Raw genomic sequence first — 24,200 nt, 5'->3', positions numbered from 1 at the left:
CCTCCAGTAACGAATGAAGCAGCACTGTAGCGCGCCGATGGCTAGCAATGCTTCGCCAGCGGGCGAAGTATCACCGTTACAGAAAGCCAAAAAACCACCAAACCATTCACACAATGAATGCCAAGCAAAATTCTGGCGAGGCTTAAACGCAGGTCAACGGAAATTAGCATTATCGAAGATGAGATATAACATTCTGTTTTTAAAGTTTTTTTCAATAAAAATTCCATTTGCAGTCATGCAACCGTCACAAAAATGTGATCTAAATCGCACTTTTTGCAACGTACGTTATAGTTAGCAGACTTATTATAAACCCATCGAAAGCACAACGCTTTCCACCATAAAAGTTAAAAGGATAAACACCATGAAAAACGTAAAATTACTTGCTGCTGCTGGTATGCTGTCTCTGGTTTCTTTCGCAAGCTTTGCGGCTCACCCGGTGAGCGTGACCTCTGATACCCTGGACAACGCAGAAGCAAAAATCGCTGCTATCGCTAAAGATCAGGGCGCCTCTTACCACATTACCGAAGCCTATACCGGTAATCAGGTACACATGACGGCGGAACTGTCTAAATAACCGAATGGTCGCAGAGGGAGCTGCCGGACAGGTCGTCTGAGGACGGCTGGTCTGGCTCCCGCCACGTAAAAAAACACGGCAATGTCGAGCCCCTTCATGGGGCTTTTTCACGTCAACGTTTCGCCAGCGCGCGCTGAATAGAGAGCACACTCGCCAGCACCACAATCAGCCCCGCCAACGCCATTCCCTCAATTCTCTGACCGAGAAAAATCCATCCCAGCAGTACCGCCGTCACCGGACTTAGCAGGCTCATTGCCGATACCGCCACCGGCGACAATCGACTGATACCGCGAAACCATAAGCCATACGCCAGCATCGCCCCGGCTACGCACAGCCAGACATAACCAGCGGCCTGTAATAGGGTGACGTTATGCAGCGGCGGGTCCACCAGCAGCGCGATAGGCAGTAAAACGATCCCGCCAATCAGCAATTGCCAGCCGGTCATCGCCACGACCGGCAACGATAGCGCCCAGCGCCGCGACAGCCAGGTGCCCAGCGCCATACTAACGGCGCCAAGAAAGGCGGCGCCGATACCTAACGAATCCAGCACCGTGCGCGGAGAAAGCAGCAACATCGCCATACCGATGATCCCGGCGCAGGCGGAAACCACCGCCAGCCACGGCGAACGCTGGCGATCCACGCACCAGGCCAGCAGCATCACCAGCAGCGGCTGAATCGCGCCGATCACCGCCGCCAACCCGCCGGGAAGACGATAAGCGGCGATAAACAGTAACGCCTGAAAGGCGCCGATATTTAATATTCCGGTGATGATCAGCTTCCACCACTCACCACGCTGCGGAAACTGACGGCTCCATAGTAACAACGCAATTCCGGCAGGTAACACCCGCAACAGCGCGGCGATAAAAGGACGGTCCGGCGGTAGGAACTGCGAAGTAACGATATAGGTGGTTCCCCAGATAGCGGGAGCCAGCGCGGTCAGCAGCAGATCGACCGCCAGATGACGAGTAAAAAAGGCCATGATTTTATCTTCATATCAAGTTAAATTGTGTAGCAAGTATGTATCGATAAATATCTTGATATCAAGATAAGTGAGCACGCATGGACAAATTACCGCCAACGGATGCCGTTGACCGCATTCTCGCCCAATGGCAGCGCGAGCGCCCGGATCTGGATTGCAGCCCGATGGGGCCAATCGGCCGCCTGAAACGCTGCGCCATGCTGCTGGAGCCGCGCGTTGAGACGGCTTTCATCAAACATTCTCTGGTACGCTGGGAGTTCGACATGCTGGCGACGCTGCGCCGCGCCGGCGAGCCATTCCTGCTGTCGCCGACCCAGCTCTTTTCGACACTGATGATTACCTCCGGCACGATGACCCATCGCCTCAAGGCGCTGGAAAAACGAGGGTTGATTACCCGCTTAGCAAATCCTCAGGATGCCCGCAGCATGCTGGTAGCGTTAACGCCAGAGGGACGAGCGCTGATCGATGAGGCGGTTGCCACCCACGTGGCGAATGAGCAACAACTGCTGGCGGGGCTTTCCGTCCCCCAACGCCAGCAGTTAGACGAGGCGCTGCGGGTATTGATGCGCCTGCTGGAAAACGACTAACATCCGGCGGCAATAAAATCGCCGTTGGCGCTGACCGGGATGACAGTTAGAAACAGCACTGTAGCAAACAAGATGAGCAGCACGCCGCCAATCATTTTCACCAACGGCACCAGCCAGCGTAGCTGACGGCTATCGGCGATAAACAAGTTGATCGCCCGATTGCGCGCATAGCGTACCACCAGCGACAATCCGAGGATTGAAAGCGCGGTGCCTAATGCCATGGTCATCACCGCGGCAATGCCCCAACTGACAATTCCCAGCGCATTAGCAAACATCAGGATCATGATTGCTCCGCTACAGGGACGCGCGCCAATCGCCAGCACGACGCCAAGGCGAGTTTTCCAGTCGACGCCGTGTAATTCGCGCCCAACGCCATGATGGCCACAGCCGCACTGTGCATCATGCCCATGCAAAGGCGTCACTGCGTTAATCGTCATTTTGCGCGGGCGCAGGCTTGCCAGCGCCCGGTAGATAACATATGCGCCAAAGGCGCCAATCATCAGGGCGCTAATTTTCTCCACGTACCAGCGGCTGGCGCTAAGGTCGCCAGAGGCCAGGTTCAGGCCAACCGCGAGGATAAAGACGAATAATATGGCGCTCACTCCCTGCATCAGGCTACCAAGGAACGGGACAATCCGCGCTGCCGCCACGCTCTCCTGGTTGGTACTGAGGTACGTGGTGACGATGAATTTACCGTGCCCTGGTCCAATGGCGTGCAGCACGCCATAGAGAAATGCCCCAACCAGCAGCCAGACGCCGCCACTGTACTGGTTATCGTTGAGCTGCAACAGGTACATGACCAGGTAGCGATGCAGGGTAATTTGCATCGCCAGACACCACTGAATAAACGCTCCCCAATGGGCATGCAGCGTCATGGCGGCCCATAGCAGCGTAACCCCCAGCACGCCCGCCAGCAGCAAGCGTGTTTCGCGGCTTAAATAACGTATGGCTAACATAATGTCGTCACCTTTTAGAGGTCTCGCATTGTGCCGAAGTCAGCTTAATCACCTCAGCATCGCAGGGTCTTATTACAGCGTATTGCGTTTTGCAATAACCGCCAAATACGCATACCATCTGCACATTCTATCGTCGTCAGGCAAGGAGATGCTTGTGGATAAGACTCACTCTTCGACCCCGCCAGAGAGCCACGAAAGCCGCTTTCATAAAGAAGAGTTTCCCTTCTTTTGGGTGGTTAACGTTTACGCCCGTTATACCCAATTAATGGAAATCGAGCTCAAAAAAATCGACATCGACCTTTCCCGCTTTCGCGTACTGATGCTGGTGCATCAGTACCACCGCGCCAGTATTTCGCGGATCACCGAATATGCCGTTAGTAAGATGCCAACGGTGACCAAAATTGTTGGCCGTTTGCGCGATGATGGCCTGCTCACGACCCACGTTAGCGTCAGCGATGGTCGGGTCACCGAAGCGGAACTTACCGCTGCCGGTGAAGCCAAGGTTGCCGAAGCCCGGGCGTTAGCGGAAACCGTGTTTGCTAAAGCCTTCAAGGGCATCACCTCAGCGCAGGAAAAAAAGATGAATCAGGTGCTGGCGCTCATTCTGCATAATCTCGATGACTAATCCCCTGCAATAATAACCATTTTCTATAAATGGTTATTCTTTTTATTTTGCCCTCCCCTGCGTTTTTCGCACACTTTTTTATCATTTTTTTAACTTATATTTTTCATTTATTTTTGTGACGCCCCTCAAGAGATTAAAATTTAAACACAATTTTTTATCCATAAAAATCAATAAATTAATAAAAATGATTGCCTTCATAGCGTCGTCTTATCATGAGTTTCGATGTAAAAAACGGGTGACAAATTACTTGAAATTTCAAGTTTTACTGACAAGATTATCTCAAACGCCAGCGGGTCGTTTTTTAGTCATTTAGCGCGGTAATTATCACCCCTTACGGAGTTGTGAAACATGGTTACTGAACATCGTACAGAGACAGAAAACGCACAATCCGGGTTTATCTCGCGCTTTACCCTTGGCGACGGCGAGCTGACGTTTGCGGTCAAAGACAGCCTCGATATTGCCGGTTTCCCGACCCGCGCCGGCAGCCCGGTATTGCAGGATGCGCCGCCTGCCGTCCGCCATGCGGCCGTAGTCGCGGCGCTACTGGATAACGGCTGCCAGCTGCGCGGCAAAACGACCCTACACGAGCTGGCCTTTGGCGTCACCGGCATCAACCCGCATAGCGGTACGCCGCGCAATCCGCATTATCCGCAGTTAATCCCCGGCGGTTCGTCCAGCGGCTCTGCCGCCGTGGTCGCGGCCGGTGAAGTCGACTTCGCCGTCGGCACCGATACCGGCGGCTCGGTGCGAATGCCCGCGGCCTGCTGCGGCGTGGCTGGCCTGAAGCCGAGCTTTGGCCGCCTGAGCCGCGCTGGCGTCATGCCGACTGAAAGTTCGCTCGACTGCGTCGGCCTGTTCGCCCGCGATATCGCCACATTGCGTCAGGCGCTGGCAAAAGCGCTGGGGGAATCAGTGTCTCCTGCGCGCCGGGAAGCCCCCGCGATAAGCTATCTGGCGGGCATGGCAACGCCGGAAATTGAGCAACTGATCGTCTCACGTCTGCAGCAGGCGGGTCTGACATGGACTAGCGCTGAACTGCCGGGGTTCAACGAAGCGCATCAGGCCGGGCTTACGGTGATAAGCCAGGAAAACTGGCTGGCGTTTCACAACATTATCGACGCGCCGAATCTGGCGCCGGACGTCGCCCAGCGGATCCGCGCTGGCGCGGAGATCGGCCCTCAGCAGCGGCAGGCTGCGGAAAGCGTGCGTCAACAATTCAGCGCCGCGGTGGATGCGCAACTGGCGAAAACCCCGCTGATTCTGCTGCCGACCCTGCCAGAATGCCCGCCAACGCTGGAAGAAGCGGCGGATCCGCTCAAAGTGGTCAACCTGACTCGCCTGGTGCGCCCATTTAATTTAAGCGGTCATCCGGCCCTGAGCCTGCCGCTTGGCGAAGTTAATCATCGCCCGGTGGCTCTGCAATTAGTCGCCAATAAAAATAAAGAGTTCGATTTACTTAATTACGCTGAGTATTTGCTGGAAAAATTAAAATAATAAAACCGTACTTTCATTAACTGGAAGAGGCTAAATCGCATGTTAAACCCCTCTGCAACTTCGCGTGCGGAAAAGACCCTGCACGCCACGACAATAGAATTTGCCGAATTACTCGCGGATATTAAAAAACGCAGCGAGGAGTTCGAGCAGCAGAAATATATCTCGGCAGATATCATTTCCCGCTTTAAAAAGATCGGTGTTTATCGCGCGCTGGTGCCAAAACGCTACGGCGGCGATGAAATATCACCTGCGGAGTTTTGTCAGTTAATTGAAACGCTCTCAACGGCGGACGGATCTGCCGGCTGGGTGGCGAGCTTCGGCATGAATCCGTTTTATCTTGGCGGCCTGCCGCCGAGCAGTCTCGATGAGCTTTACCGCCACGGGCCGGATATTGTCTTTGCCGGCGGGATCTTCCCGCCGCAAAAAGCGACGACTCAGGATGGCGGTTACCGCGTCAGCGGGCGCTGGAGCTTCGCCAGCGGCTGCAGCGGCGCCGAACTTATCGGCGTGGGCATTCTAACCGATGACGGTAGCGACCGTCCGCTACCGCGCATCGCGGTGCTACCCGCCGGGGAGTTCACCATCGATCCGGTCTGGAATACGGTCGGCCTCTCCGGTACCGGCAGCCATGACGTGGTGCTGAATAATGCCTTCGTGCCGCAGGAGTGGACCTTTATTCGCGGCGGCGAACTTAACCTCGAAGGCCCTCTGTATCGCTATCCGGTACTGTCGCTGGCCACTCAGGTGCTGTCGGTGGTCGCGCTGGGTATCGCCCGCGCGGCGTTATCGGAGATTTACGCCATTGCCGAACGACAAAGCTCGGTCACCGGCGCGCCGTGCCTGGCGGATCGTCAATTCGCGCAGATGGAAATCGCCCACTGCGAAGCGGATCTGCGTTCGGCGCGCAGCTGGTTCTACGACGCCATCGACGATGTCTGGCAGGCGATTCTGCGCGGCGATGAACCGGGAGAAGAGCGGATTAACGCCATGCGCCTCTCTTCCACCCATATTACCCGCGTCTCTGCTTCGGTCACCACCCGCGCGCTGAAACTGGCCGGGATGCCGGGCATTTCAATGCGCAGCCCGCTGCAGCGCTATGCCCGCGACTCCATGGTCATCACCCAGCACGCCTTTATGGGCGAGCTGACATACATCAACGCCGGCAATATGTTCTTCGGCCACTCGCCGCAGCCCGGCTATTTATAAGTCAACACGGAGCCGGTAATGAATGAAGAAATGCTGCAACGGCTGGAAAAGCTGGAAGCCGTGGTGCAGATCCGTAACGCCATCAGCCAGTATATGCATCTCTGTGATGATCTAACGCATCCGGATACCGCCCGAGAAATTGGCGCGCTATTTAGCGAAACGGCTATTTGGGAAGGCATCGGCGAATTATATCAACACAAGCTCGGGCGCCACTGCGGCAGAGCGGCGATCGTCGGGATGATGAACGCTTATATTAGCGAGCCGTCGCACTTCGCCATCAACGTACATTATTTAACGGCCGAGCATATTCGCGTTGGCGAAAATAACCGCGCGGTTGGCCGCTGGAAAATGCTGCAAGCTTCAACGTTTCGCCGCGGCGGCTCGCATTTAAATAGCGCGGAGCTCGTCATTGAATTTATTAAACAAGATCAACAGTGGTTAATTCATCATTTTACCACCCGTAATTTATTTAGCCGCCCGGTAGCTGACTGGCATTCGCTCGCCGATTTACCGGTGCCTGATGGTCATTAAAAGAGATATGTGGAGAGTGACAATGTCTGAATGTATTCCGGTAAAAAATATCGATACCAGCCATACCGCCGAAACGCTGGCGGCACTGGTGCAAAGCGACCGGGTCCATACCTGTCTCTATACTTCCGAGGAAATTTTCGACCTCGAAATCGACAACATTTTTAACCGTACCTGGGTATGGGTCGCCCACGAGAGCGAAATCCCTGACGCCGGCAGCTATAAATCCTCGATAGTGGGTACCCAGCCGGTGATCGTCGTGCGCGATCGCAAAGGCAATATCAACGTGCTGCTCAACCGCTGCCGCCACCGTGCCGCCACCGTTTGCGAACATCGCAGCGGGAAAACGAACGGTTTTACCTGCCCGTATCACGGCTGGGGCTATGGCCTCGACGGCGCGCTGCGCGGCGTGCCGCATCCGGAGAGCTACGGCGATACGCTGAACAAATCTGAGCTCGGCATGGTGCGCCTGCGCGTTGAAAGCTACGCCGGAATGATTTTCGCCAGCTTCAACCACGACATTGAACCGCTGACCGACTTCCTCGGCCCGGCGATGAAATGGATAGATCTGTTCATGAAACAGGGGGCTGGCTACGCGCTGCAGGCCACGGCCGCGCACCGTTTTCGCTTTCCCGGCAACTGGAAAATCCAGCTGGAAAATACCACCGACGGCTATCACTTCCCGATCGTTCATAAGTCGTTTTTAAGCTCGGTCGATAAACAGACCGAAGAGATGCTCAACTTCGTCGACGGCAAAGGTTTCGTGGAAGATCTCGGCAACGGCCACAGCGTGATGGTGATGATCCCCGAGCTTATCGATCTGGAAGCCAATCTCGATGCGCCAATCCCGGAGCGCTTTAGCGAGCTGGCCCAGGCCCTGCGCGAGGAAGGCCACGACGAGCAGCAGGTGCGGCGCATCGTACGCGCGGTCGGCGGCAGCGGTTTTAACCTTAACCTGTTCCCCAATGTCGCCTGTTCAATGGCCTTCTTCCGCGTGCTGCAGCCGATATCGGTAAAAGAGACGGAAATTCATCACATGGTGCTGACCATGAAAGATGGCCCGGCGATTGCCAACCAGGCGCGCCTGCGGCTGCACGAACACTTCCAGGGGCCGATGGGCTTCGGCACCCCCGATGATTCAGAGGCCTGGGAGCGGGTGCAGCGCGGCGGCGGCGCGGGCGACGATCTGTGGATCATGCTCAACCGCGGCCTGCCCGGCGAAGTCCGCACCGCCGACGGCCTGCGCAGCGACGTCAGCGCCGAAACCGGCATGCGTGCCGCCTATCAACAATGGAAAAAGTACATGACCGCTGATAACCGGGGGCAATAATGAACACATCACCTATCCTCAACGCCGCCATTCAGTTTATTAACCTGGAAGCGGACCTGCTCGATCAAGGCGAATTCCGTGAATGGCTGGCGCTGTGGCGCGCTGAGGGAATGTACATCATTCCCATCGACCAGCAGACCACCGATTTCGCCAACGTGCTCAACTACGCCTACGACAACCACGAGATGCGGGAAAAACGCGTGCAGCGTTTATACAGCGGCGAATCGATCTCCACCACCCCGCGCGCGCGCACTATCCGCATGAGCGGACGTTATCGCCTACTCGGCGTCAGCGATGAGGTCGTCGAAGTCCGCTGCGCCCAATTCCTTTACGAGTACCGCAAAGGCAATGAACAGCACTACGCCGCTGACGTCACCTGGACGCTGGCGCCGGAGGGCGACAGTTTCCGCATCCTGCAAAAGGTCGTACGCCTGATTAACGGCGACGATTACCTGCATAGCATTGGCTACATCCTGTGAGGACTTTATGACACGTAGCGTACTTATTACCGGCGCGGCCAACGGCCTCGGGCTGGTTATCAGCCGCCATCTCTGGCAACAGGGCTATCAGGTGGCGATGGCCGACCTCAATCTCGATGCGGTCACCCGCAGCGCGCAGGAGATCGATCCCAGCCAGCAGCGGCTGCTGCCGCTGGCGCTGGACATTCGCGAGCCGCAACAGTTCAGCGATGCGCTGGCGCAGATCCGCGCACGCTTCGGCGAACTCGACGTGCTGGTCAACAACGCCGCCTTAACCCTGACTACGCCGATCATGGAGATCGACGTGGAGGAGTTCGATCGCGTCACCAGCACCAACCTGCGCGGCACCTTCGTCGGCTGCCAGACCATCGGCCGCTATTTCAGCCAGCGCCAGCAGGGCAGCATTATTAACCTCGCGTCGCTGGCCGGGCAAAACGGCGGCACCGCCTCCGGCGCCCACTATGCAGCCTCCAAAGGCGGCATTATTACCCTGACCAAAGTTTTCGCCCGCGCCCTGAGTAACGCCGGGGTGAGCGTCAACGCAATTGCGCCGGGGCCGCTGGATCTTCCTTCCGTTCGCGCCGCGGTGCCGGAAGAGAAAATGCCGGCGCTGCTGGAGATGATCCCGATGAAGCGGCTTGGCGATCCGCTGCTGGTCGCCCGCGCGGTAGAACTGCTGGCGGCGCCCTCCGCCACCTTTATCACCGGTGCGACCTGGGATATCAATGGCGGCATTTATATGCGTTAAGCCCTTCGCGGGTGGAGAAAAACTATGGCTGAAACATTGACGGTACGCGTCACAGAACGCGAAATTCAGGGAGCCGAGGTGGTAGTCCTGACGCTGGCCTCGCCGGACGGCGCTCCCCTGCCCTCGTTTAGCGCCGGGGCGCATATCGATCTGCATCTTGGCGATGGCATCGTGCGCCAGTATTCGCTGTGCGGCAGCGCCCATCACCCGCAGCGCTATCGGTTGGGGATCCTCAAGGATCGCGCCTCGCGCGGCGGTTCGCTGGCGGCGCACGCTTTACAGCCCGGCGACGAGGTGCAAATTAGCCCCCCGCGCAACCTGTTCGCGCTGGAGATGTCGGCGCCTCATAGCATTCTGATCGGCGGCGGCATTGGCATCACGCCGATGCTGGCGATGGCCGATACGCTATTTCGCGCCGGGAAATCCTTCGAAGTGCATTACTGCGGCCACAGCCGTGAGGGAATGGCGTTTCTGGCCGAGCTGGCGGATTGCCACTTTAGCGCGCACGTTCAGCTACATATCAGCGATGAAAACGGCAGGATCCTCCCTCAGGAACTCCTGGCGCCTCACGCCGCCGCCGGCCACCTGTACGTTTGCGGTCCGGAGGGTTTTATGGCGTGGATTAATGAAACGGCGCAGGGGTGCGGTTTCAGCACGGAGCGGCTGCATCAGGAGTATTTCAACCGCGAGGTCGAAACCAGCGGCGGCAGCTTTGAGGTTGAGGTTCCGGAACTCAACCTTAGCGTTACCGTCGGCGAAAACGAGACCATCGTCGCCGCGCTGCAAAAGGCCGGCATCAAAGTGAAAGTCTCCTGCCAACAGGGCGTCTGCGGCACCTGCCTCGCCAACGTTTGTAGCGGCGTACCTGACCACCGCGACGAGTATTTAACCGAAGAAGAACGCGAAGACAACGACCAGATCCTGCTGTGCTGTTCGCGGGCCAAAACCCCGCGGCTGGTTATTGCAGGCTTCGAATACGTCAAACTGAAATAACGGGTATGACTATGAACCTGACATCTGATTTTCGTAATGCCATGGCGCAACTGGGCAGCGCGATCACCATTATTACCACCGATGGCCCGGCGGGCCGCTTCGGCTTTACCGCCTCGGCGGTGTGTAGCGTGACGGATTCACCGCCGACGCTGCTGGTATGCATGAACCGCTCGTCCTTCGCGCACGGCAAATTCCAGCACAACGGCGTGCTGTGCGTTAACGTGCTCTCCGGTCAGCATCAGCAATTGTCCGGGATTTTCGCCAACGGCCAAATCCGCTCTGAAGAGCGCTTCCTGCACGACGAATGGCTGGCGCTGGAGACCGGCTCGCCGGCGCTGGCTTCCGCCGTAGCGAACTGCGACTGCGTCATTGCCGACAGCCACGAAGTGGGCAGCCACAGCGTATTTTACTGCGAGGTCAAACAGATCCGCTTCGGCAACCCCAGCGACGGGCTGGTCTGGTTTAATCGCCAGTTCCACACCCTTAGCATGGCGTCGTGCCGTTAAGTTTCATCATAACCATAAAAACCCAGCCGACCCATCGCCCGGCGCCAGCAGGCGCCGCCTGATTCACCTGCACTGGAGTTAACCTTATGTCTGGAGCTGTGAGCGGTACAACGGTCCCCCCGGCGCAACCTATGCGCAAATTAATCATCGGGTCTTTTCTCGGCAACTCGCTGGAATGGTACGATTTTTTCCTGTACGGCACCGCGGCGGCGCTGGTCTTCGGGCCGCTGTTTTTCCCCGCCACGAATGACCCGCTGCTCGGTTCATTTTTAGCCTTTTCCGGCTTCGCCATCGGCTTTATCGCCCGCCCGCTCGGCGGCGTGATATTCGGCCATCTCGGCGATCGCTACAGTCGCAAAATGACGCTCATCATCACCCTGACGCTGATGGGCGCCAGTACGTTCTTAATTGGTCTGCTGCCAACCTACGCCCATATCGGCGTACTGGCGCCAATCGCCTTGATTACGCTGCGCTTTGTACAGGGCGTGGCTTCCGGCGGCGAATGGGGCGGCGGGGTGTTGATGCTCAGCGAAAACGCGCCGGAAAGCCAGAAAGGGTACTACACCGCCTGGAGCCAGGTAGGAGTCTGCGGCGGGTTTGTTCTTTCTTCGCTGGCATTCTATCTGGTACAGCTGCTACCACAGGAAGAGGTGATGTCGTGGGCGTGGCGTATTCCGTTTTTGCTCAGCCTGTTTATCTTTCTGGTCGGCGTCTATATTCGCCGTAATATCCAGGAGAACGCGGAATTCGTGGCGCGCAAAGCAGAAAACGACAGCAAACATGAGGCCCATCATTTACCGGTACTCAGCGCCTTTAAAAATCATCCACGAGCGATATTGCAGGCAATCGGCCTGCGGCTGGCGGAAAACGGCGCGGTGTATATCTTCTTCACATTTTCAGTGGTCTATTGCAAACATATCGGCATCGACACCCGCGACCTGATCGCGGCGGTCACCATCGCTATGACGGTGGAGATCGCCACGATTCTCGGCTGGGGATGGCTTTCCGATCGCATTGGCCGTAAGCGGCTTTACTACATCGGCGTGATAGGCATGGCGCTGGTGGCCTTCCCCTTCTTCTGGCTACTGAATATGCACACCTTCCCGGCGATGCTGCTCGCCATGCTGTTGGCATTGCCATTGTGCCATGGCGCGATGATTGCCGCGCAGCCGTGTCTGATGGTGGATCTATTTCCGGTGGAGGTACGCTACACCGGGCTGGCGCTGGGACATGAGATTGGGGCGGTGATTTCCGGCGGTATTAGCCCGATGCTGGCGGTGGCTTTTCTCATGATGTGGGATAGCTATATCCCCATTGCGCTGATGCTGCTGGCTTTCGCGCTACTGGCGCTGGTGGCGCTGGTGAGTATTCGCCAGCAGCAGTTGCGACCTGAACCGGTCGCAACCACGTAAACCACGTACACCGCGCGCAAAGGAAGGCGCGCGGTACAGAGGGTTAGTTATTGTTCACCACGATAATGACCCGGCTTTTAATCGTACCGCCGCGGATATTCTCGCCATATTTCATCGGTTTGATTTGCAGATAGATCGGGTTGTTGCTGCCATGCCGGGCCTCCTCGTCGGAGTGATAAAGGAAACCGCTGCCGTACTGGAGTTCCCCGCCCTGGCTATCGCGCAGATGAAAACCGACTTCTCCGGCGCCGGTGGCGGCATCCTGATCGTCATTCTTCAATATTTTGCTGGTGCCGGCAAAGCCGGAGGCGGCGACAAAGTAATAATCAATTTTACCGGGCGTCAGTTCGAATACCGCCGACTCGTTCTGGCTACAGTCGATATCAACGCTTTCCATGCGATATTGCGCTTTGTCTTCTTTAATGTCGAAGTAGCTGTAATCGCCCATATTGATGAGACGGCTCGGGACGTCAAAACCGCAGGTCATAATATTAATCTGCAGGGTGACGTTAAAGGTGTAATTGATGGTTATCACATGGCAATCTTTATTGCCTTTACAGTACTCAAAGCGCATCGAGTAAAGCAGTGGAAAGGATTCTCCTGGCCTCACCTGCGTCCCGACCGCCGCGCCTTCTTTAATCGTATAGCGAATACCGATCACGCTGTTGAAGATATCCGCTAAGTTATAACTCTGATTTTTTATGATATTACCATCCGCAAGCGCGTTGAGTTTTGCAGGATCGAGAGAAAACTCCATCACGTAGGTTTTACTGCCGACCACCACGTAGAAGTCTTTATTGTCAGGGGGCGACGATGCCACCGAGACGCTGACATTTTGCGTACTGTTGCAGATAAAGTGAAATCCGTCGGCCTGAATATCACTGTTTTGGACATTCAATTCACCGCTGGCCGCCAGCGGTTTAAATGTGTAATTACCACTAGCGTCAACCGTCAGCGATTTAACATCCGGGGTGACATCACAGTTCCCCGCCCGCGCTAAAAAAGAGCATAAGCTTAATACCAGCAAAATTATCCATTTCATGAAAATCGTCCTTTTAGCGGCAGACATAGGTCTTACCTTCATCAATGGTATGTTTAAATGTAATGGTGCAGTAATGGCCCTGCTGCTTATCGACCGCGATGGTTATCGACGGCGGTACGTTATCGGTGCGGATATACAGCATGCTGCCCTGACCGACGACGCCGACATTCTGTCCGTCGTTATCTTCAATTTCATAGCCAAATTTCAGCGGCGTACCGTCCGGGCGTTCGGCGTGAATAAGCCAGGGTTGACGTTGATCGGTATCGAAACGCGCCAGCACCACCGCGCCGCGGTACGGAGCGACCGCTTTACGGTTGCCAATCAACTCCGTTTTGCTCTGCGTATTGGCGGTATTCAGCAGTAACGAACTTTCGCGATAGGGCAATACGTGATCGAAAATGACCGTTCCCTGACCGTTGGTGGTGCGATATTTCTGACCATTAACGAAAGCATTTTCCAGGCCCGGCGCCTGAATAATGGCGAAGGTTTCCGACAGCTGGTTTGCGAAATTGACGCCGCCGGACCAGGCTACCACTCCACCCGACAGGCTGCCGCTGGCCTGGGTATATTTCGACGACTGGCTGTAGCTGCCGCTCAGCGTCGCCAGCGGCGCGTTCCAGGTAAGGTTGCCGCCGGCGGTGGTTTCATGATTTTGCTGCTGCCGGCTAAAGTTCACACCATAATCAAACTGGTCTCGTTGGCCGCCGGTTCCGCTGATGCCGGTGTTATTGGAGGCAAAACCGTCGTTATCGAAAGTCGTCGAATTCGACAACGTCAGACGACGCGCCAGCACGCTATCACTCTCTCCCCAGATAAGCGGAATCGAAATGAAGAGGTTAAAGCGCTTATCTTCATGATGATCCTCATCATAGGTCTGGCTGGCCGAAATGGTCCAGGAAACCCGCTGCCAGTTATTGGTGTAGCTCAGTTGATAATCTTTATTACTGCCGCTTTTTCCCCAGTAATCACGCCATAAAGCGCTCAGTGAGAAAGACCCTAATCCTTCCGGCAACGACTGGCTAATATTGGCGGAAAAACTATTTTTACGGCCAAAATCATAACGGTAATAATCATCAATGTTGTAAACGTCATTATCATCATGGTGATAACTATTACGGTTCTTCGCCCAGACATGATCGTTAAAGGTACGATAGTCGCTGGTTGAATAGCGATAAGCCGCCATACCGAAACGCGTTTTAGTCTGGGTGAGATATTTGTTGTAGGCAATCTGATAACTTTGCCCTTCAAAAGTACCGTTATCCTGATCGCTGCGCGCCCACGTGCCGTCGACGGATATCGCGCCAAGATGGGTATTCCACCCGGTTCCCATGGTGAAAGCCTGATAGTCGGTGCCGAGCATGGTACCGCCATACAGGGTCAGCAGGTTGTTCAGGCCATATTGATAGCTGGCCTGCATAAAGTCTTCCTGATTGCTGGCGCCTTCGATATGGCTGCGCCCGGCGGCAATGTCATATTTAGACACCCCCGGCTGCAACATATTAGGTACCGAGGAATAAGGCACGAGGTAGGTGGTTACCGAGCCGTCGGCTTCCCGGATAGTGACATCGAGATCCGCCCCGCCGCCGGCGAGTTGTAAATCGGCAATCGCGAACGGTCCCGGCGGCACCTCTTTCTGATAGACGGTGAAGCCGTTCTGCTCAATAGTCACCAGCGCGTTGCTCTGGGCAATCCCCTGTACGATCGGCGTAAAGTTCTGTTTTGAGTTTGGCAACATTTGCATGTCGCGGAACAGACGAACGCCGCGAAAGCGTACCGCATCGAAAATATCCGCTGAGGTATACATGTCGCCCGCGCGCAAGGTGCCTAAAATCGGCGCGAAGCCGCGTTCCAGATACAGGGTGTTGCTCTTCCAGTCGCCACCGCCGCTATCGGCCTTGCTGTAGGTGGCGTCAGAGTGCAACTGCCAGCTCAACAGGTTCAGCCCGCTGTTGAAACGGGCATAGGTGCTTTTGTTATTGCCGCTGTCTTTATAGTCGCTGTAATACTGGCTCAGATAATAAGAGGTATAGAGCGCGTTAACGCCGCGGTCCCAACTTTCCGGCGCGACGTAGCCGCGCTCAAGATCCTTCACGTAGGCCTGCGGAATTTCTAAATCAAGCTGAAAAATATTGATATTAAAGGTATAACTGCCGCTCCGCACCGCAGATTTTAGCGTCATACACTGGTTATCTTTCACCATCTGCGCGCTATCCGCTTTGATTCCCAGCTGATTTAATAATGCCGATGACAAGCAGGTATCATCCGGATTACTGGCGACTACGATTGGATATTTACCACGCCATTGTTTATTGACGTAAATATCCAATTCATATTCCCCAGGCAGCGGTTGATTATCCGCGAAGCGAAAGCTTGACGATTTCTCACCTTTCATTCCGCCGATCATAAAATTGGTATCAAAAGTCTCCTCAGCGGCCTGCAACTGGCCGGATAATAAAACCAACAATATCATTGAGGAAAGCGGCGTCATCCTTAACATGGCCAACTCCATTATTTATTATTTTACATTGAGCCTGTCGCTAATAAAGTTCCCATTATCATCAATCATCGTTAGCGAATACTGGCGGACGAGGTAATTTTTTAAAACCAGGTCCTGACTGGATAACGGCGCGAGCATAACGCTGCGTTCATTGACTTTAACACCGCTTACTTTAATTTCAGTAATCGTCAGCCAATTTGCCGAACCATTGGCAATATGCAGGGCGTTTTTACGCGAAGACAATGAAATATTTTTAAACGTATCTTTATTTACCGCCGCGATGCCTTTAGGGCGATAAAAAAGCTTAATACGGTTTTGCATGGCAAACCGTAGCGTATTCGCCCCCTCACTGCCTGGCGTATTCGGAGGAATATCGAGTACATTGAGATAAAACAGCGACTCTTTGTTAGCCGGAAGTTTATTGGCTAATTTTTTAATTCGCAGCTGCTGTCCGGAGTTACCCGCTATGCGCGCCACCGGCGGCGACAGCAGGAAAGGCACGTTGATTTTTTCCGGCGGCAACGAGGTATTGCCATCGTCTATCCACGACTGCACCAGTGAAGAGCGGGCGCCATGATTCATCAACTGTACGACCACTTCTTGTTTCTCAGCCGGATAGACAACCCGGGTACCGAAAATCACCACTCCGGCATGCGCGGGTTGCATAGCGATAAATAAGCCTGCTAATAAAATCCGTTTCATAGCACCACACCCTCAGCACAATAATTGCCGGCGAAACGCCGGCACAGGTCCTTACTCCGCAGATACGGCAATCGTTAACACCGAGCGGACTTCACCGGCGGTCACCGGAGTGGTGGCATTAATTCGTGCGTATTGCGCAGAGAAGTTCATTTGATAGACGCCATTGCCCACAGAAGTCACCGCCCGCGGCAAATTATTAACGTCATACATGGTATTTTCATTAATCTCCGAATCACCCAGTTTTAATTTAAAACCGACACCATTAGCAGAAGTTGTCGTCGCGATAGGATTAAGTACGCCGCCGGTAGTATAGGTCCCGCCGCTAATATCAATCGATTTCAATACTGTGCCTTCCGGGCAAACGATAGTTAATGGATCGCTACTGGTAGCGAAATTACCGGATAAGACTTCACCGGCCGCCATGCCGGCAAAACGGGTTGCATCAACATCAGCCAGCTGAATTGTACTGCTATAATCGGTTTCAAAACGACAGGAAGAATTAATAACATTACCAATAATAACTAACTCGCCCTGCTCTGCATTTGGCGCCGCAGCAAAAGCATTAACATTCATCAGCACGGTTGAAAATACTGCAGCAGCAATAATTGAACGCTTCATATAATATTCCTTTTATTAACAATTCCATTTAACTTCTCGGGGACTGAGAAAAATCTCATGCCGCGAGCATCGCACGGCCAAATATCCGCCACAACCGGATGAATAAGGATCGTTGATAAAAATCAAGGCAAATACTTAAAGCGACTGAGCCCTGATGCTATATTCGTAATCTCTTTAGCGTAATAAGCTAAAATACGTAGCAACGAGAATAATAAAATGAGAACTTACCGGGCTTGTTTAATAATAAACTAAAAAAAAGAGAGTTCAGCACATTTTGTATCGATTTACATAAGATTACGAACCACAATTATAACCTTCCGTGATTTATTTTTATATTTAAGGTTCCGACAATGAAAAAAATAATCCTGCCTCTGCTTACCGCCGCCCTGTTGCTGCCGACCCTCACCGCGCACGCCACCTACCGCGCGGAAAAACGCCAGGATGCTCGCGATATCCGTCAGGATGCGCGCCAGAGTGGACGTGAAGAAAAACGTGAATGCGTGAGAAATGACGACAAGAGCAATATGCGCTGTCGCGAAGATAAGCGAGAAAATCGGCGCGAAGGCCGCCGCGACGCGCGTGATGAGAAGTGGTAATCACCATACTGCAATGCCCTGGCCGCAGGGCGTTAGCGGGAAGCGTTTAACGTCTCCAGTGGAAAAGGGCGATCTTGCACCACGGTTTTCATCACCAGCGTCGAACGTAAATGTTGCACGCCGGGCATCGCCGACAGTTTGTCATCATAGAGTTTCTGAAATGCGGGAAGATCCCGGGTAACGACATGCATCAGATAATCCGGATCGCCAAACAAACGTTGCGCCAGCACAACCTGCGGGATCTCCGCCACCGCCTCCTCAAAAGCGCTGACCGCTTTCTTATCGCCCTCTTTCAACGTGGCGAAAACGATAGCCAGAAAATTGAATCCCATTTTTCCCGGATCGAGATTGGCGCGATAACCGGTAATCACCCCCTCTTGCTCCAGCGCGCGTAGTCGCCGGTGGCAGGGAGAGAGGCTCAAGTTTACCCGCTCCGCCAGTTCAGTTATCGACAGACGACCATCCGCCTGCAGCTCAGCAAGAATTTTTCGATCTATGCTATCCATTTGGAAGATTTTCTCTTTAAACGCCGGTTCAGGACATAACATTGAAAGCTCATTTCGCTTCTATGTCGATATTCTTTCTCACACGATAACCTAATTTTGCGAGTGTGTGATGTCTAATATCATTAAGGAGCGTTGCTGATGGAAATGAGCCTGATCGCCAGCTTCTGGGTAGTCTCGTTTCTGTTGATTATGACTCCCGGTGCCGACTGGGCCTATGCCATTAGTGCCGGTATCAACGGTCGTCGCGTGGTCCCGGCAGTGATGGGGCTGATGTCAGGTCATCTGCTGGCGACCATTGTCGTCGTCGCTGGCGTCGGCGTGTTGATCGCCGGCCATCCGCTGGCGCTATCAGCGATCACGCTGGCGGGCGCGATCTATCTACTGTGGCTCGGGGTCATGATATTACGCCATCCGGCGGCGCCGTGCGCGGCGAAACAATCGGCTGGCAGCTGGAATAGATGGGCGGTTAAAGGGTTATGTATTAGCGGCCTTAATCCAAAAGTCTTTCTGTTGTTCCTCGCCCTGCTGCCGCAGTTTACCGATCCCCACGGCAGTTGGCCGCTGGCACTGCAGATGTCGGCGCTGGGCGCGATGCATCTGATGACCTGTACGCTAATTTATCTGTTGGTCGGATACGGTTCACGCGCGGTACTGGCAGCCCGGCCGCAGGCGGCGAAGGGAGTAAGCATGGTTTCAGGGCTTATCATGATTGCCATCGCTATTATCCTGTTCTACCAGCAGTTAAGATAATTCGTAAGCGACGGCGCTCATAGGGTAACTTCTTTAGCGCCGCACCGTCTTACCAACTAATATAATCGTGGGTCACAGGTAGCTATTAAGTTGCTAAACCAGGGAAGCTAGCTCATCTATTTCCATGAGCTCCTGAAGATGAATTATCTATGTATCATAAGCGGTTACGGCTGAGTGACCAACATCGATAACTTCCTAAAATTGCTGAAAAACTCCGATTAAGCCCCCCATTAACTGATTACTTGAGCGGAAAATTCCGACTGCTCGATAATAAGTAAAATCTCTCTTTGAAACGTCTGCACATTTATTAACGCTATTCTCCCTACGATTTTTGCAGTATGGTTTAATCGCTGTTGTAGTGTTGCAGTGAATGCTAACAATCGCCGGACGCTGTTTGCCTACGGTAAAACATTTACGCAATACCAACCTGTTTATTGAGGCAATTATCCTCATGGATAACGGTCATAGCGTTATCCAGCCAGGACTCAGTTTATCAGCCGGTAGTCAATGACCTTGCTGTAAGCGCGCATACTCAAGAGGAGAAAGGATGAACAGGACGTGTAAACCCCCAGGAAAATCGATATACATCAAATGCCTGAGCGCATCGCATCAAAAATTCGCCAGCGCACTCCACTCCGACGGCGGGGAGACTTCATTATACCCACTGGATTTCGCGCAGCGTTACCGCGACACGGTCCTTGTTACTTGAGGAATATTAAAAACGATCCGCATCATGCTTACTTATAAAATGCGAAACCTATCTTCGGATCCTGTAATAGGCCAACCAGAGCCTATGGGATAGTAATGTACGCCTGCAATAGAAAGGGAACATAATGAAGAATAATAGCGAAATAAAAAAAAGGAACTTCCTGACTCAGAATGAAATCGAGTCACTACTTAACGCTGCCAATAGTGGACCACATGCTGCTCGTAATTATTGCCTGACATTGCTTTGCTTTATTCATGGATTTCGTGCCAGTGAAATTTGCCGACTGCGAATTTCGGATATTGATTTGCGTTCAAAATGTATTTACATCCACCGTTTAAAAAAAGGGTTCTCAACGACACACCCGTTGCTGAATAAAGAGATTCTGGCACTAAAGCGCTGGCTGGATATTCGTGATGAATATCCACAATCCACCAGCGAGTGGTTATTTCTATCACGTAAGGGTAACCCGCTTTCACGCCAACAGTTTTACCAGATTATTTCCGCCTCTGGCGATCAGGCAGGACTACCGCTGGAAATTCATCCGCACATGTTGCGTCACTCCTGTGGCTTTGCGCTGGCCAATATGGGCATCGATACGCGTCTTATCCAGGATTATCTCGGCCACCGTAACATTCGCCATACCGTCTGGTACACGGCCAGTAACGCCGGACGCTTTTACGGGATTTGGGATAAATCCCGCGAGAAGCAGAGAACGTCGCTTTTCCAGTAAGGTAACCTTACGCCACGGATGGCGTTTCGTTATCGGTGCATGGCATTTCCCCCTGCAGACATTGCAAACCCTTCCCACGGTCTGGCTGTTGCAAATTTGCTCTGTTTAGGCTGCGATAAAATGCAGCTTTCCTCATATATAGATTTTTTCTTGCGAAACATTAATAAAAATTAACCATACGTTAAATATGTTTATTGTTCTTAAAAGTTCTTATTTAGAACATGAAAAAAAACGTTCCTATGCACCTGTAAACCATCAGGATATTAGTTCGTTATTTATTGTTAAATTAATCCTTTCAGCACATGTTTTCCGTTCAATAAATAGCTGGTATTAACTTTTTTCCTTGCTATTTTATGCACCTGCCAGCGACCTTGCGCGGCTCTATTGTGGTAAAGAATAAAATAGATAAAAATAAGAATTATCGCGTGGCGATAATTTATGCATGTGTAAATGTAATGTGATACCTGTTTTGTCATTAGCCCCTTCAAATAATACGGCCTTTGCATTCAGATTGTTTTTTATCCAGCCAGGGATCTTTTTCCCAGGCTGTTCCTTGCGAGTAAACTTAAATTCAGGAGCTTAAAATTGTGAACCGACGTCGTTTTCTCACCGCCAAAGAAGTACAGGCAATGATGCAGGCGGCCCAGCACGGCCCAACCGGCGAACGAGATTACTGTCTGATCCTGTTGGCGTTTCGTCACGGGATGCGTATCAGCGAATTACTCGATCTGCACTATCGCGATCTCGACCTTAACGAAGGACGCATCAATGTCCGCCGCTTAAAGAACGGTTTCTCTACCGTACATCCGCTGCGTTTTGATGAACGCGAAGCGATAGAACGCTGGACGCAACAACGGGCCAACTGGAAAGCAGCAGGTAAAAGCGACGCGCTATTTATCTCGCGCCGCGGTACCCCGCTTTCACGGCAACAGGCCTATCGTATTATCCGCGCCGCCGGGGAAGAGGCAGGAACCGTGACGCATACGCATCCACATATGCTGCGCCACGCCTGCGGCTATGAGCTAGCTGAAAGAGGGGCAGATACCCGTTTAATCCAGGATTATCTCGGACATCGTAATATTCGCCACACTGTCCGTTATACCGCCAGTAATGCAGCGCGTTTTGCCGGGATATGGGAAAGAAACAACCTTTTAGAGGAAAATTTACAAGCGAGGAAGAAATAGGATAACCAATTGATAAAAATGAAAATTTTTAAGATTGAACAAGTCAATTGGGGCCAAACTGTCTATATCATAAAAATGTTTTGTAATCTTTTGCAACTGACAAGTGCATATTTCATCAAAAAAAATCTTATCTGATTGATTTACATTAACTTCTATAACGACCTTTCTTTACTTATCCTCCTCCGACTATCTACCACACACTCACTTCTCAGCATTGAACTCAAGCACGTCGTTTTTCCATACCCGGCAGAGTCGTAGTTTTTAAATCCATTAAATAAAAAAAATCAGTATATAAATCCAAGAATACACCAACATAAACAAAATAAAAGCCATAAATCCCGACGAGTCAAAATGGCCCCAATTGACTCATCAGTAGGGGCGAAAACTGTGCAGAACCGGCAGTCGCACCATTCGGCTGATTTATGGAATGCCTGGAAGGCAAAACGGCTGCCAATTTTGGTTCGTAATATCGATTTTGTTTAAAGGAAAACAGCATGAAAATCAAAACACTGGCAATCGTTGTTCTGTCAGCTCTGTCCCTGAGCTCCGCGGCGGCCTTGGCCGATACCACCACGGTAAATGGCGGTACAGTGCATTTTAAAGGAGAAATCGTCAACGCAGCCTGTGCAGTCGATGCCGGTTCTATCGATCAGACCGTTCAGTTAGGCCAGGTTCGTTCGGCAAAACTGGCTACCGCGGGCAGCACCAGCTCCGCAGTCGGTTTCAACATTCAGTTAGATGACTGTGATACCACTGTCGCGACCAAAGCCTCTGTCGCTTTCTCCGGTACCGCGGTTGATAGCACCAACACCAGCGTTCTGGCACTGCAGAGCTCCGCTGCTGGCGGCGCGACCAACGTCGGCGTACAGATCCTCGACAAAACCGGCACTCCGCTGGGCCTGGATGGCGCAACCTTCAGCGCGGCCACCACGCTGAACGACGGCACCAACATCATTCCTTTCCAGGCGCGTTACTACGCCACTGGCGCGGCTACTGCCGGTACTGCTAACGCAGACGCCACCTTCAAAGTGCAATACGAGTAATTCAAACATCAGACAGGGAAGCATTCCGGGCCAGGATGGCCCGTTATCCACTACGGGATTGGGGTGATAACGATGCAAGGAGTGAAGACAGGTCTGCTGATGTTTCTGCTTTCGCCGCTGGCGCAAGCCGGCAACCACTGGAACGTCACGGTCGCCGGGGGAAACATGCGTTTTCAGGGCGTCATCATCGCCGAGTCCTGCCGCGTTGAAGCCGGCGACCAGCAGATGACCGTCAATATGGGGCAGATCAGCAGCAATCGCTTTCATTCAGCCGGGGAAGATGCCAACCCCGTGCCATTCGATATTCACCTTCAGGATTGCAGCACCGCAGTCAGCCAGCATGTCGGCGTGTCGTTTCGCGGCGTGGCCGATGGCAAAAATCCGGATGTGCTCTCGGTTGGCGAAGGACCGGGTATCGCCACCGGCGTAGGCATCGCGTTATTTGATAATGAAGATCAATTGATTCCGCTGAATAGCCCGCCGGGCGCCTGGCGGCGGCTGTATACCGGCCCCACCACGCTACATTTTGTAGCCAAATATCGGGCGACCGGCAATCAGGTCACCGGAGGAGCGGCAAACGCGCAAGTTTGGTTCTCTCTGACCTATCAGTAATTAACCAGCAGACATCCGGAAACAGGAAACAACGGTGAGTACAAAAGGGGTAAACGTGAAAAAGAGACTGGGGATGACGCGCGGACTACTGGCGGGATTATTGATGATGGCCGCAAGCGGTTACTCCGCCTGGGCTCAGGCCGGCGTTGCGCTCGGCGCCACGCGGGTTATCTATCCGGCCGGGCAAAAACAGGTACAGTTAGGGGTAACCAATAATGATGACAGCAGCACCTATCTGATTCAGTCCTGGGTGGAAAACGCTGACGGCGGCAAAGATGGCCGCTTCGTGATTACGCCGCCGCTGTTTGCCATGCAGGGCAAAAAAGAAAATACCCTGCGCATCATTGACGCCACCAATAAACAACTGCCGCAGGATCGCGAAAGCCTGTTCTGGATTAACGTGAAAGCCATCCCGTCGATGGATAAATCCAAGCTGAGCGAAAATACCCTGCAACTGGCGATTATCAGCCGCATCAAGCTCTACTATCGCCCGGCGAAGCTGGCGCTACCGCCGGATCAGGCGGCGGAAAAGCTGAGCTTTAGCCGCAGCGGTTCGTCGTTAACGTTGACTAACCCTACCCCTTATTACCTGACCGTCACCGAACTTAACGCCGGCACTCGGGTGCTGGAAAACGCGCTGGTGCCGCCAATGGGTAAAACCTCCGTCAAGCTGCCGCCGGATGCCGGTAGCAACATAACTTATCGCACGATTAATGATTACGGCGCGCTGACCCCAAAAATGACTGGCGTGCTGCGTTAACACAGGTTTGGCCCGCCGGGCGGGCCATGCCGCG

At 53.3% G+C, this 24,200-nt stretch carries 26 protein-coding genes; 19 read left to right on the top strand and 7 right to left on the bottom strand.

The window, feature by feature from the left end; genetic code table 11:
- Positions 1-361: 361 nt before the first annotated feature.
- Entirely contained in the window at positions 362-574 is a 213-nt protein-coding gene (locus PGR29_RS15000; RefSeq protein WP_015369896.1) for a YdgH/BhsA/McbA-like domain containing protein, read from the top strand.
- A 112-nt stretch (positions 575-686) separates the two neighbouring features.
- Here PGR29_RS15000 and PGR29_RS14995 read toward each other — a convergent pair whose 3' ends face one another.
- Positions 687-1,553: an EamA family transporter gene (locus PGR29_RS14995; protein WP_087859694.1), complete on the bottom strand. Its 867-nt coding sequence runs from the start codon at positions 1,551-1,553 to the stop codon at positions 687-689.
- Positions 1,554-1,633: 80 nt separating this feature from the next.
- Here PGR29_RS14995 and PGR29_RS14990 point away from each other — a divergent pair, with 80 nt between their 5' ends.
- Positions 1,634-2,140, top strand: a complete 507-nt coding sequence (locus tag PGR29_RS14990; RefSeq protein WP_316424778.1) for a MarR family winged helix-turn-helix transcriptional regulator — start codon at positions 1,634-1,636, stop codon at positions 2,138-2,140.
- On the opposite strand, the gene PGR29_RS14985 is transcribed toward PGR29_RS14990, so the two are convergent.
- On the bottom strand, positions 2,137-3,096 hold the full coding sequence (locus PGR29_RS14985; protein ID WP_087859696.1) for a nickel/cobalt transporter: 960 nt from the start codon (positions 3,094-3,096) through the stop codon (positions 2,137-2,139). The genes PGR29_RS14990 and PGR29_RS14985 overlap by 4 nt on opposite strands.
- A gap of 148 nt (positions 3,097-3,244) precedes the next feature.
- On the opposite strand from PGR29_RS14985, the gene PGR29_RS14980 reads away from it, so the two are divergent.
- The 10 genes from PGR29_RS14980 to PGR29_RS14935 all read left to right on the top strand — a co-directional run bounded on the left by PGR29_RS14980 (position 3,245) and on the right by PGR29_RS14935 (position 12,417).
- The gene (locus PGR29_RS14980) at positions 3,245-3,721 is read left to right on the top strand and encodes a MarR family winged helix-turn-helix transcriptional regulator (protein WP_375372103.1); all 477 of its coding nucleotides are present in this window, start codon (positions 3,245-3,247) and stop codon (positions 3,719-3,721) included.
- A 348-nt stretch (positions 3,722-4,069) separates the two neighbouring features.
- A complete protein-coding gene (locus PGR29_RS14975; RefSeq protein WP_087859697.1) occupies positions 4,070-5,215 on the top strand; it encodes an amidase in 1,146 nt (381 codons plus the stop codon).
- A 39-nt stretch (positions 5,216-5,254) separates the two neighbouring features.
- Positions 5,255-6,421: an acyl-CoA dehydrogenase family protein gene (locus tag PGR29_RS14970; protein WP_087859698.1), complete on the top strand. Its 1,167-nt coding sequence runs from the start codon at positions 5,255-5,257 to the stop codon at positions 6,419-6,421.
- A gap of 18 nt (positions 6,422-6,439) precedes the next feature.
- Positions 6,440-6,952: a nuclear transport factor 2 family protein gene (locus tag PGR29_RS14965; protein ID WP_087859699.1), complete on the top strand. Its 513-nt coding sequence runs from the start codon at positions 6,440-6,442 to the stop codon at positions 6,950-6,952.
- 22 nt (positions 6,953-6,974) lie between these two features.
- The gene (locus PGR29_RS14960) at positions 6,975-8,279 is read left to right on the top strand and encodes an aromatic ring-hydroxylating oxygenase subunit alpha (protein ID WP_316424777.1); all 1,305 of its coding nucleotides are present in this window, start codon (positions 6,975-6,977) and stop codon (positions 8,277-8,279) included.
- On the top strand, positions 8,279-8,758 hold the full coding sequence (locus tag PGR29_RS14955) for an aromatic-ring-hydroxylating dioxygenase subunit beta (RefSeq protein WP_087859701.1): 480 nt from the start codon (positions 8,279-8,281) through the stop codon (positions 8,756-8,758). The genes PGR29_RS14960 and PGR29_RS14955 overlap by 1 nt, the downstream gene beginning before the upstream one ends.
- Positions 8,759-8,765: 7 nt before the next feature.
- Positions 8,766-9,506, top strand: coding sequence for an SDR family NAD(P)-dependent oxidoreductase (locus tag PGR29_RS14950; protein ID WP_087859702.1), 741 nt, complete (start codon positions 8,766-8,768; stop codon positions 9,504-9,506).
- Positions 9,507-9,530: 24 nt separating this feature from the next.
- Entirely contained in the window at positions 9,531-10,499 is a 969-nt protein-coding gene (locus tag PGR29_RS14945) for a PDR/VanB family oxidoreductase (protein WP_316424776.1), read from the top strand.
- Positions 10,500-10,510: 11 nt separating this feature from the next.
- Positions 10,511-11,005 (top strand): flavin reductase, encoded by a 495-nt coding sequence (locus PGR29_RS14940; RefSeq protein ID WP_015703350.1) that lies wholly within the window; start codon positions 10,511-10,513, stop codon positions 11,003-11,005.
- 131 nt (positions 11,006-11,136) lie between these two features.
- Entirely contained in the window at positions 11,137-12,417 is a 1,281-nt protein-coding gene (locus PGR29_RS14935; RefSeq protein WP_316424775.1) for an MFS transporter, read from the top strand.
- Between the two features lie 43 nt (positions 12,418-12,460).
- On the opposite strand, the gene PGR29_RS14930 is transcribed toward PGR29_RS14935, so the two are convergent.
- From PGR29_RS14930 to PGR29_RS14915, 4 genes are read right to left on the bottom strand one after another with little or no spacing between them, the layout of a single operon-like run.
- Positions 12,461-13,459: a hypothetical protein gene (locus PGR29_RS14930; RefSeq protein WP_087859705.1), complete on the bottom strand. Its 999-nt coding sequence runs from the start codon at positions 13,457-13,459 to the stop codon at positions 12,461-12,463.
- A 13-nt stretch (positions 13,460-13,472) separates the two neighbouring features.
- Complete coding sequence (locus tag PGR29_RS14925; protein WP_316424774.1) at positions 13,473-15,956, bottom strand: fimbrial biogenesis outer membrane usher protein; 2,484 nt, start codon at positions 15,954-15,956, stop codon at positions 13,473-13,475.
- Positions 15,957-15,974: 18 nt separating this feature from the next.
- Positions 15,975-16,658, bottom strand: coding sequence for a fimbria/pilus periplasmic chaperone (locus tag PGR29_RS14920; RefSeq protein ID WP_087859707.1), 684 nt, complete (start codon positions 16,656-16,658; stop codon positions 15,975-15,977).
- Positions 16,659-16,709: 51 nt separating this feature from the next.
- The gene (locus PGR29_RS14915; protein ID WP_087859708.1) at positions 16,710-17,276 is read right to left on the bottom strand and encodes a fimbrial protein; all 567 of its coding nucleotides are present in this window, start codon (positions 17,274-17,276) and stop codon (positions 16,710-16,712) included.
- A 350-nt stretch (positions 17,277-17,626) separates the two neighbouring features.
- Here PGR29_RS14915 and PGR29_RS14910 point away from each other — a divergent pair, with 350 nt between their 5' ends.
- Positions 17,627-17,872, top strand: coding sequence for a hypothetical protein (locus PGR29_RS14910; RefSeq protein ID WP_015369878.1), 246 nt, complete (start codon positions 17,627-17,629; stop codon positions 17,870-17,872).
- A gap of 32 nt (positions 17,873-17,904) precedes the next feature.
- On the opposite strand, the gene PGR29_RS14905 is transcribed toward PGR29_RS14910, so the two are convergent.
- Positions 17,905-18,378, bottom strand: coding sequence for an Lrp/AsnC family transcriptional regulator (locus tag PGR29_RS14905; RefSeq protein WP_032706451.1), 474 nt, complete (start codon positions 18,376-18,378; stop codon positions 17,905-17,907).
- A gap of 138 nt (positions 18,379-18,516) precedes the next feature.
- On the opposite strand from PGR29_RS14905, the gene PGR29_RS14900 reads away from it, so the two are divergent.
- The 6 genes from PGR29_RS14900 to PGR29_RS14875 all read left to right on the top strand — a co-directional run bounded on the left by PGR29_RS14900 (position 18,517) and on the right by PGR29_RS14875 (position 24,166).
- Complete coding sequence (locus PGR29_RS14900; protein WP_213316526.1) at positions 18,517-19,128, top strand: LysE family translocator; 612 nt, start codon at positions 18,517-18,519, stop codon at positions 19,126-19,128.
- Positions 19,129-19,961: 833 nt separating this feature from the next.
- Positions 19,962-20,567: a tyrosine-type DNA invertase gene (locus tag PGR29_RS14895; protein WP_087859712.1), complete on the top strand. Its 606-nt coding sequence runs from the start codon at positions 19,962-19,964 to the stop codon at positions 20,565-20,567.
- 587 nt (positions 20,568-21,154) lie between these two features.
- On the top strand, positions 21,155-21,751 hold the full coding sequence (gene fimE, locus PGR29_RS14890; protein ID WP_087859713.1) for a type 1 fimbria switch DNA invertase FimE: 597 nt from the start codon (positions 21,155-21,157) through the stop codon (positions 21,749-21,751).
- Between the two features lie 494 nt (positions 21,752-22,245).
- A complete protein-coding gene (gene fimA, locus PGR29_RS14885; RefSeq protein ID WP_045373910.1) occupies positions 22,246-22,794 on the top strand; it encodes a type 1 fimbrial major subunit FimA in 549 nt (182 codons plus the stop codon).
- A 72-nt stretch (positions 22,795-22,866) separates the two neighbouring features.
- Positions 22,867-23,406, top strand: coding sequence for a fimbrial protein (locus tag PGR29_RS14880; RefSeq protein WP_123273292.1), 540 nt, complete (start codon positions 22,867-22,869; stop codon positions 23,404-23,406).
- A gap of 73 nt (positions 23,407-23,479) precedes the next feature.
- Positions 23,480-24,166, top strand: a complete 687-nt coding sequence (locus PGR29_RS14875) for a fimbria/pilus periplasmic chaperone (RefSeq protein WP_183269119.1) — start codon at positions 23,480-23,482, stop codon at positions 24,164-24,166.
- Positions 24,167-24,200 lie beyond the last annotated feature (34 nt).

The sequence above is a fragment of the Klebsiella sp. 141203 genome (assembly GCF_032601985.1).
Taxonomy (GTDB): Bacteria; Pseudomonadota; Gammaproteobacteria; order Enterobacterales; family Enterobacteriaceae; genus Klebsiella; species Klebsiella aerogenes.
Note: the sequence above shows the minus strand (reverse complement) of the source record. Positions and strands in the feature narration are given on the sequence as shown.

Bases quoted from the DNA above. Each gene is read 5' to 3' on its own strand.
- PGR29_RS14905 (WP_032706451.1), bottom strand. From the start codon at position 18,378: ATGGATAGCATAGATCGAAAAATTCTTGCTGAGCTGCAGGCGGATGGT.
- PGR29_RS14985 (WP_087859696.1), bottom strand. From the start codon at position 3,096: ATGTTAGCCATACGTTATTTAAGCCGCGAAACACGCTTGCTGCTGGCG.
- PGR29_RS14945 (WP_316424776.1), top strand. From the start codon at position 9,531: ATGGCTGAAACATTGACGGTACGCGTCACAGAACGCGAAATTCAGGGA.
- PGR29_RS14910 (WP_015369878.1), top strand. From the start codon at position 17,627: ATGAAAAAAATAATCCTGCCTCTGCTTACCGCCGCCCTGTTGCTGCCG.
- PGR29_RS14900 (WP_213316526.1), top strand. From the start codon at position 18,517: ATGGAAATGAGCCTGATCGCCAGCTTCTGGGTAGTCTCGTTTCTGTTG.
- PGR29_RS14965 (WP_087859699.1), top strand. From the start codon at position 6,440: ATGAATGAAGAAATGCTGCAACGGCTGGAAAAGCTGGAAGCCGTGGTG.
- PGR29_RS14880 (WP_123273292.1), top strand. From the start codon at position 22,867: ATGCAAGGAGTGAAGACAGGTCTGCTGATGTTTCTGCTTTCGCCGCTG.
- PGR29_RS14940 (WP_015703350.1), top strand. From the start codon at position 10,511: ATGAACCTGACATCTGATTTTCGTAATGCCATGGCGCAACTGGGCAGC.
- PGR29_RS14925 (WP_316424774.1), bottom strand. From the start codon at position 15,956: ATGTTAAGGATGACGCCGCTTTCCTCAATGATATTGTTGGTTTTATTA.
- PGR29_RS15000 (WP_015369896.1), top strand. From the start codon at position 362: ATGAAAAACGTAAAATTACTTGCTGCTGCTGGTATGCTGTCTCTGGTT.
- PGR29_RS14930 (WP_087859705.1), bottom strand. From the start codon at position 13,459: ATGAAATGGATAATTTTGCTGGTATTAAGCTTATGCTCTTTTTTAGCG.
- PGR29_RS14995 (WP_087859694.1), bottom strand. From the start codon at position 1,553: ATGGCCTTTTTTACTCGTCATCTGGCGGTCGATCTGCTGCTGACCGCG.
- PGR29_RS14955 (WP_087859701.1), top strand. From the start codon at position 8,279: ATGAACACATCACCTATCCTCAACGCCGCCATTCAGTTTATTAACCTG.
- PGR29_RS14950 (WP_087859702.1), top strand. From the start codon at position 8,766: ATGACACGTAGCGTACTTATTACCGGCGCGGCCAACGGCCTCGGGCTG.
- PGR29_RS14895 (WP_087859712.1), top strand. From the start codon at position 19,962: ATGAAGAATAATAGCGAAATAAAAAAAAGGAACTTCCTGACTCAGAAT.
- PGR29_RS14960 (WP_316424777.1), top strand. From the start codon at position 6,975: ATGTCTGAATGTATTCCGGTAAAAAATATCGATACCAGCCATACCGCC.
- PGR29_RS14935 (WP_316424775.1), top strand. From the start codon at position 11,137: ATGCGCAAATTAATCATCGGGTCTTTTCTCGGCAACTCGCTGGAATGG.
- PGR29_RS14990 (WP_316424778.1), top strand. From the start codon at position 1,634: ATGGACAAATTACCGCCAACGGATGCCGTTGACCGCATTCTCGCCCAA.
- PGR29_RS14970 (WP_087859698.1), top strand. From the start codon at position 5,255: ATGTTAAACCCCTCTGCAACTTCGCGTGCGGAAAAGACCCTGCACGCC.
- PGR29_RS14980 (WP_375372103.1), top strand. From the start codon at position 3,245: ATGCTTGTGGATAAGACTCACTCTTCGACCCCGCCAGAGAGCCACGAA.
- PGR29_RS14875 (WP_183269119.1), top strand. From the start codon at position 23,480: ATGACGCGCGGACTACTGGCGGGATTATTGATGATGGCCGCAAGCGGT.
- PGR29_RS14920 (WP_087859707.1), bottom strand. From the start codon at position 16,658: ATGAAACGGATTTTATTAGCAGGCTTATTTATCGCTATGCAACCCGCG.
- fimA (WP_045373910.1), top strand. From the start codon at position 22,246: ATGAAAATCAAAACACTGGCAATCGTTGTTCTGTCAGCTCTGTCCCTG.
- PGR29_RS14915 (WP_087859708.1), bottom strand. From the start codon at position 17,276: ATGAAGCGTTCAATTATTGCTGCTGCAGTATTTTCAACCGTGCTGATG.
- PGR29_RS14975 (WP_087859697.1), top strand. From the start codon at position 4,070: ATGGTTACTGAACATCGTACAGAGACAGAAAACGCACAATCCGGGTTT.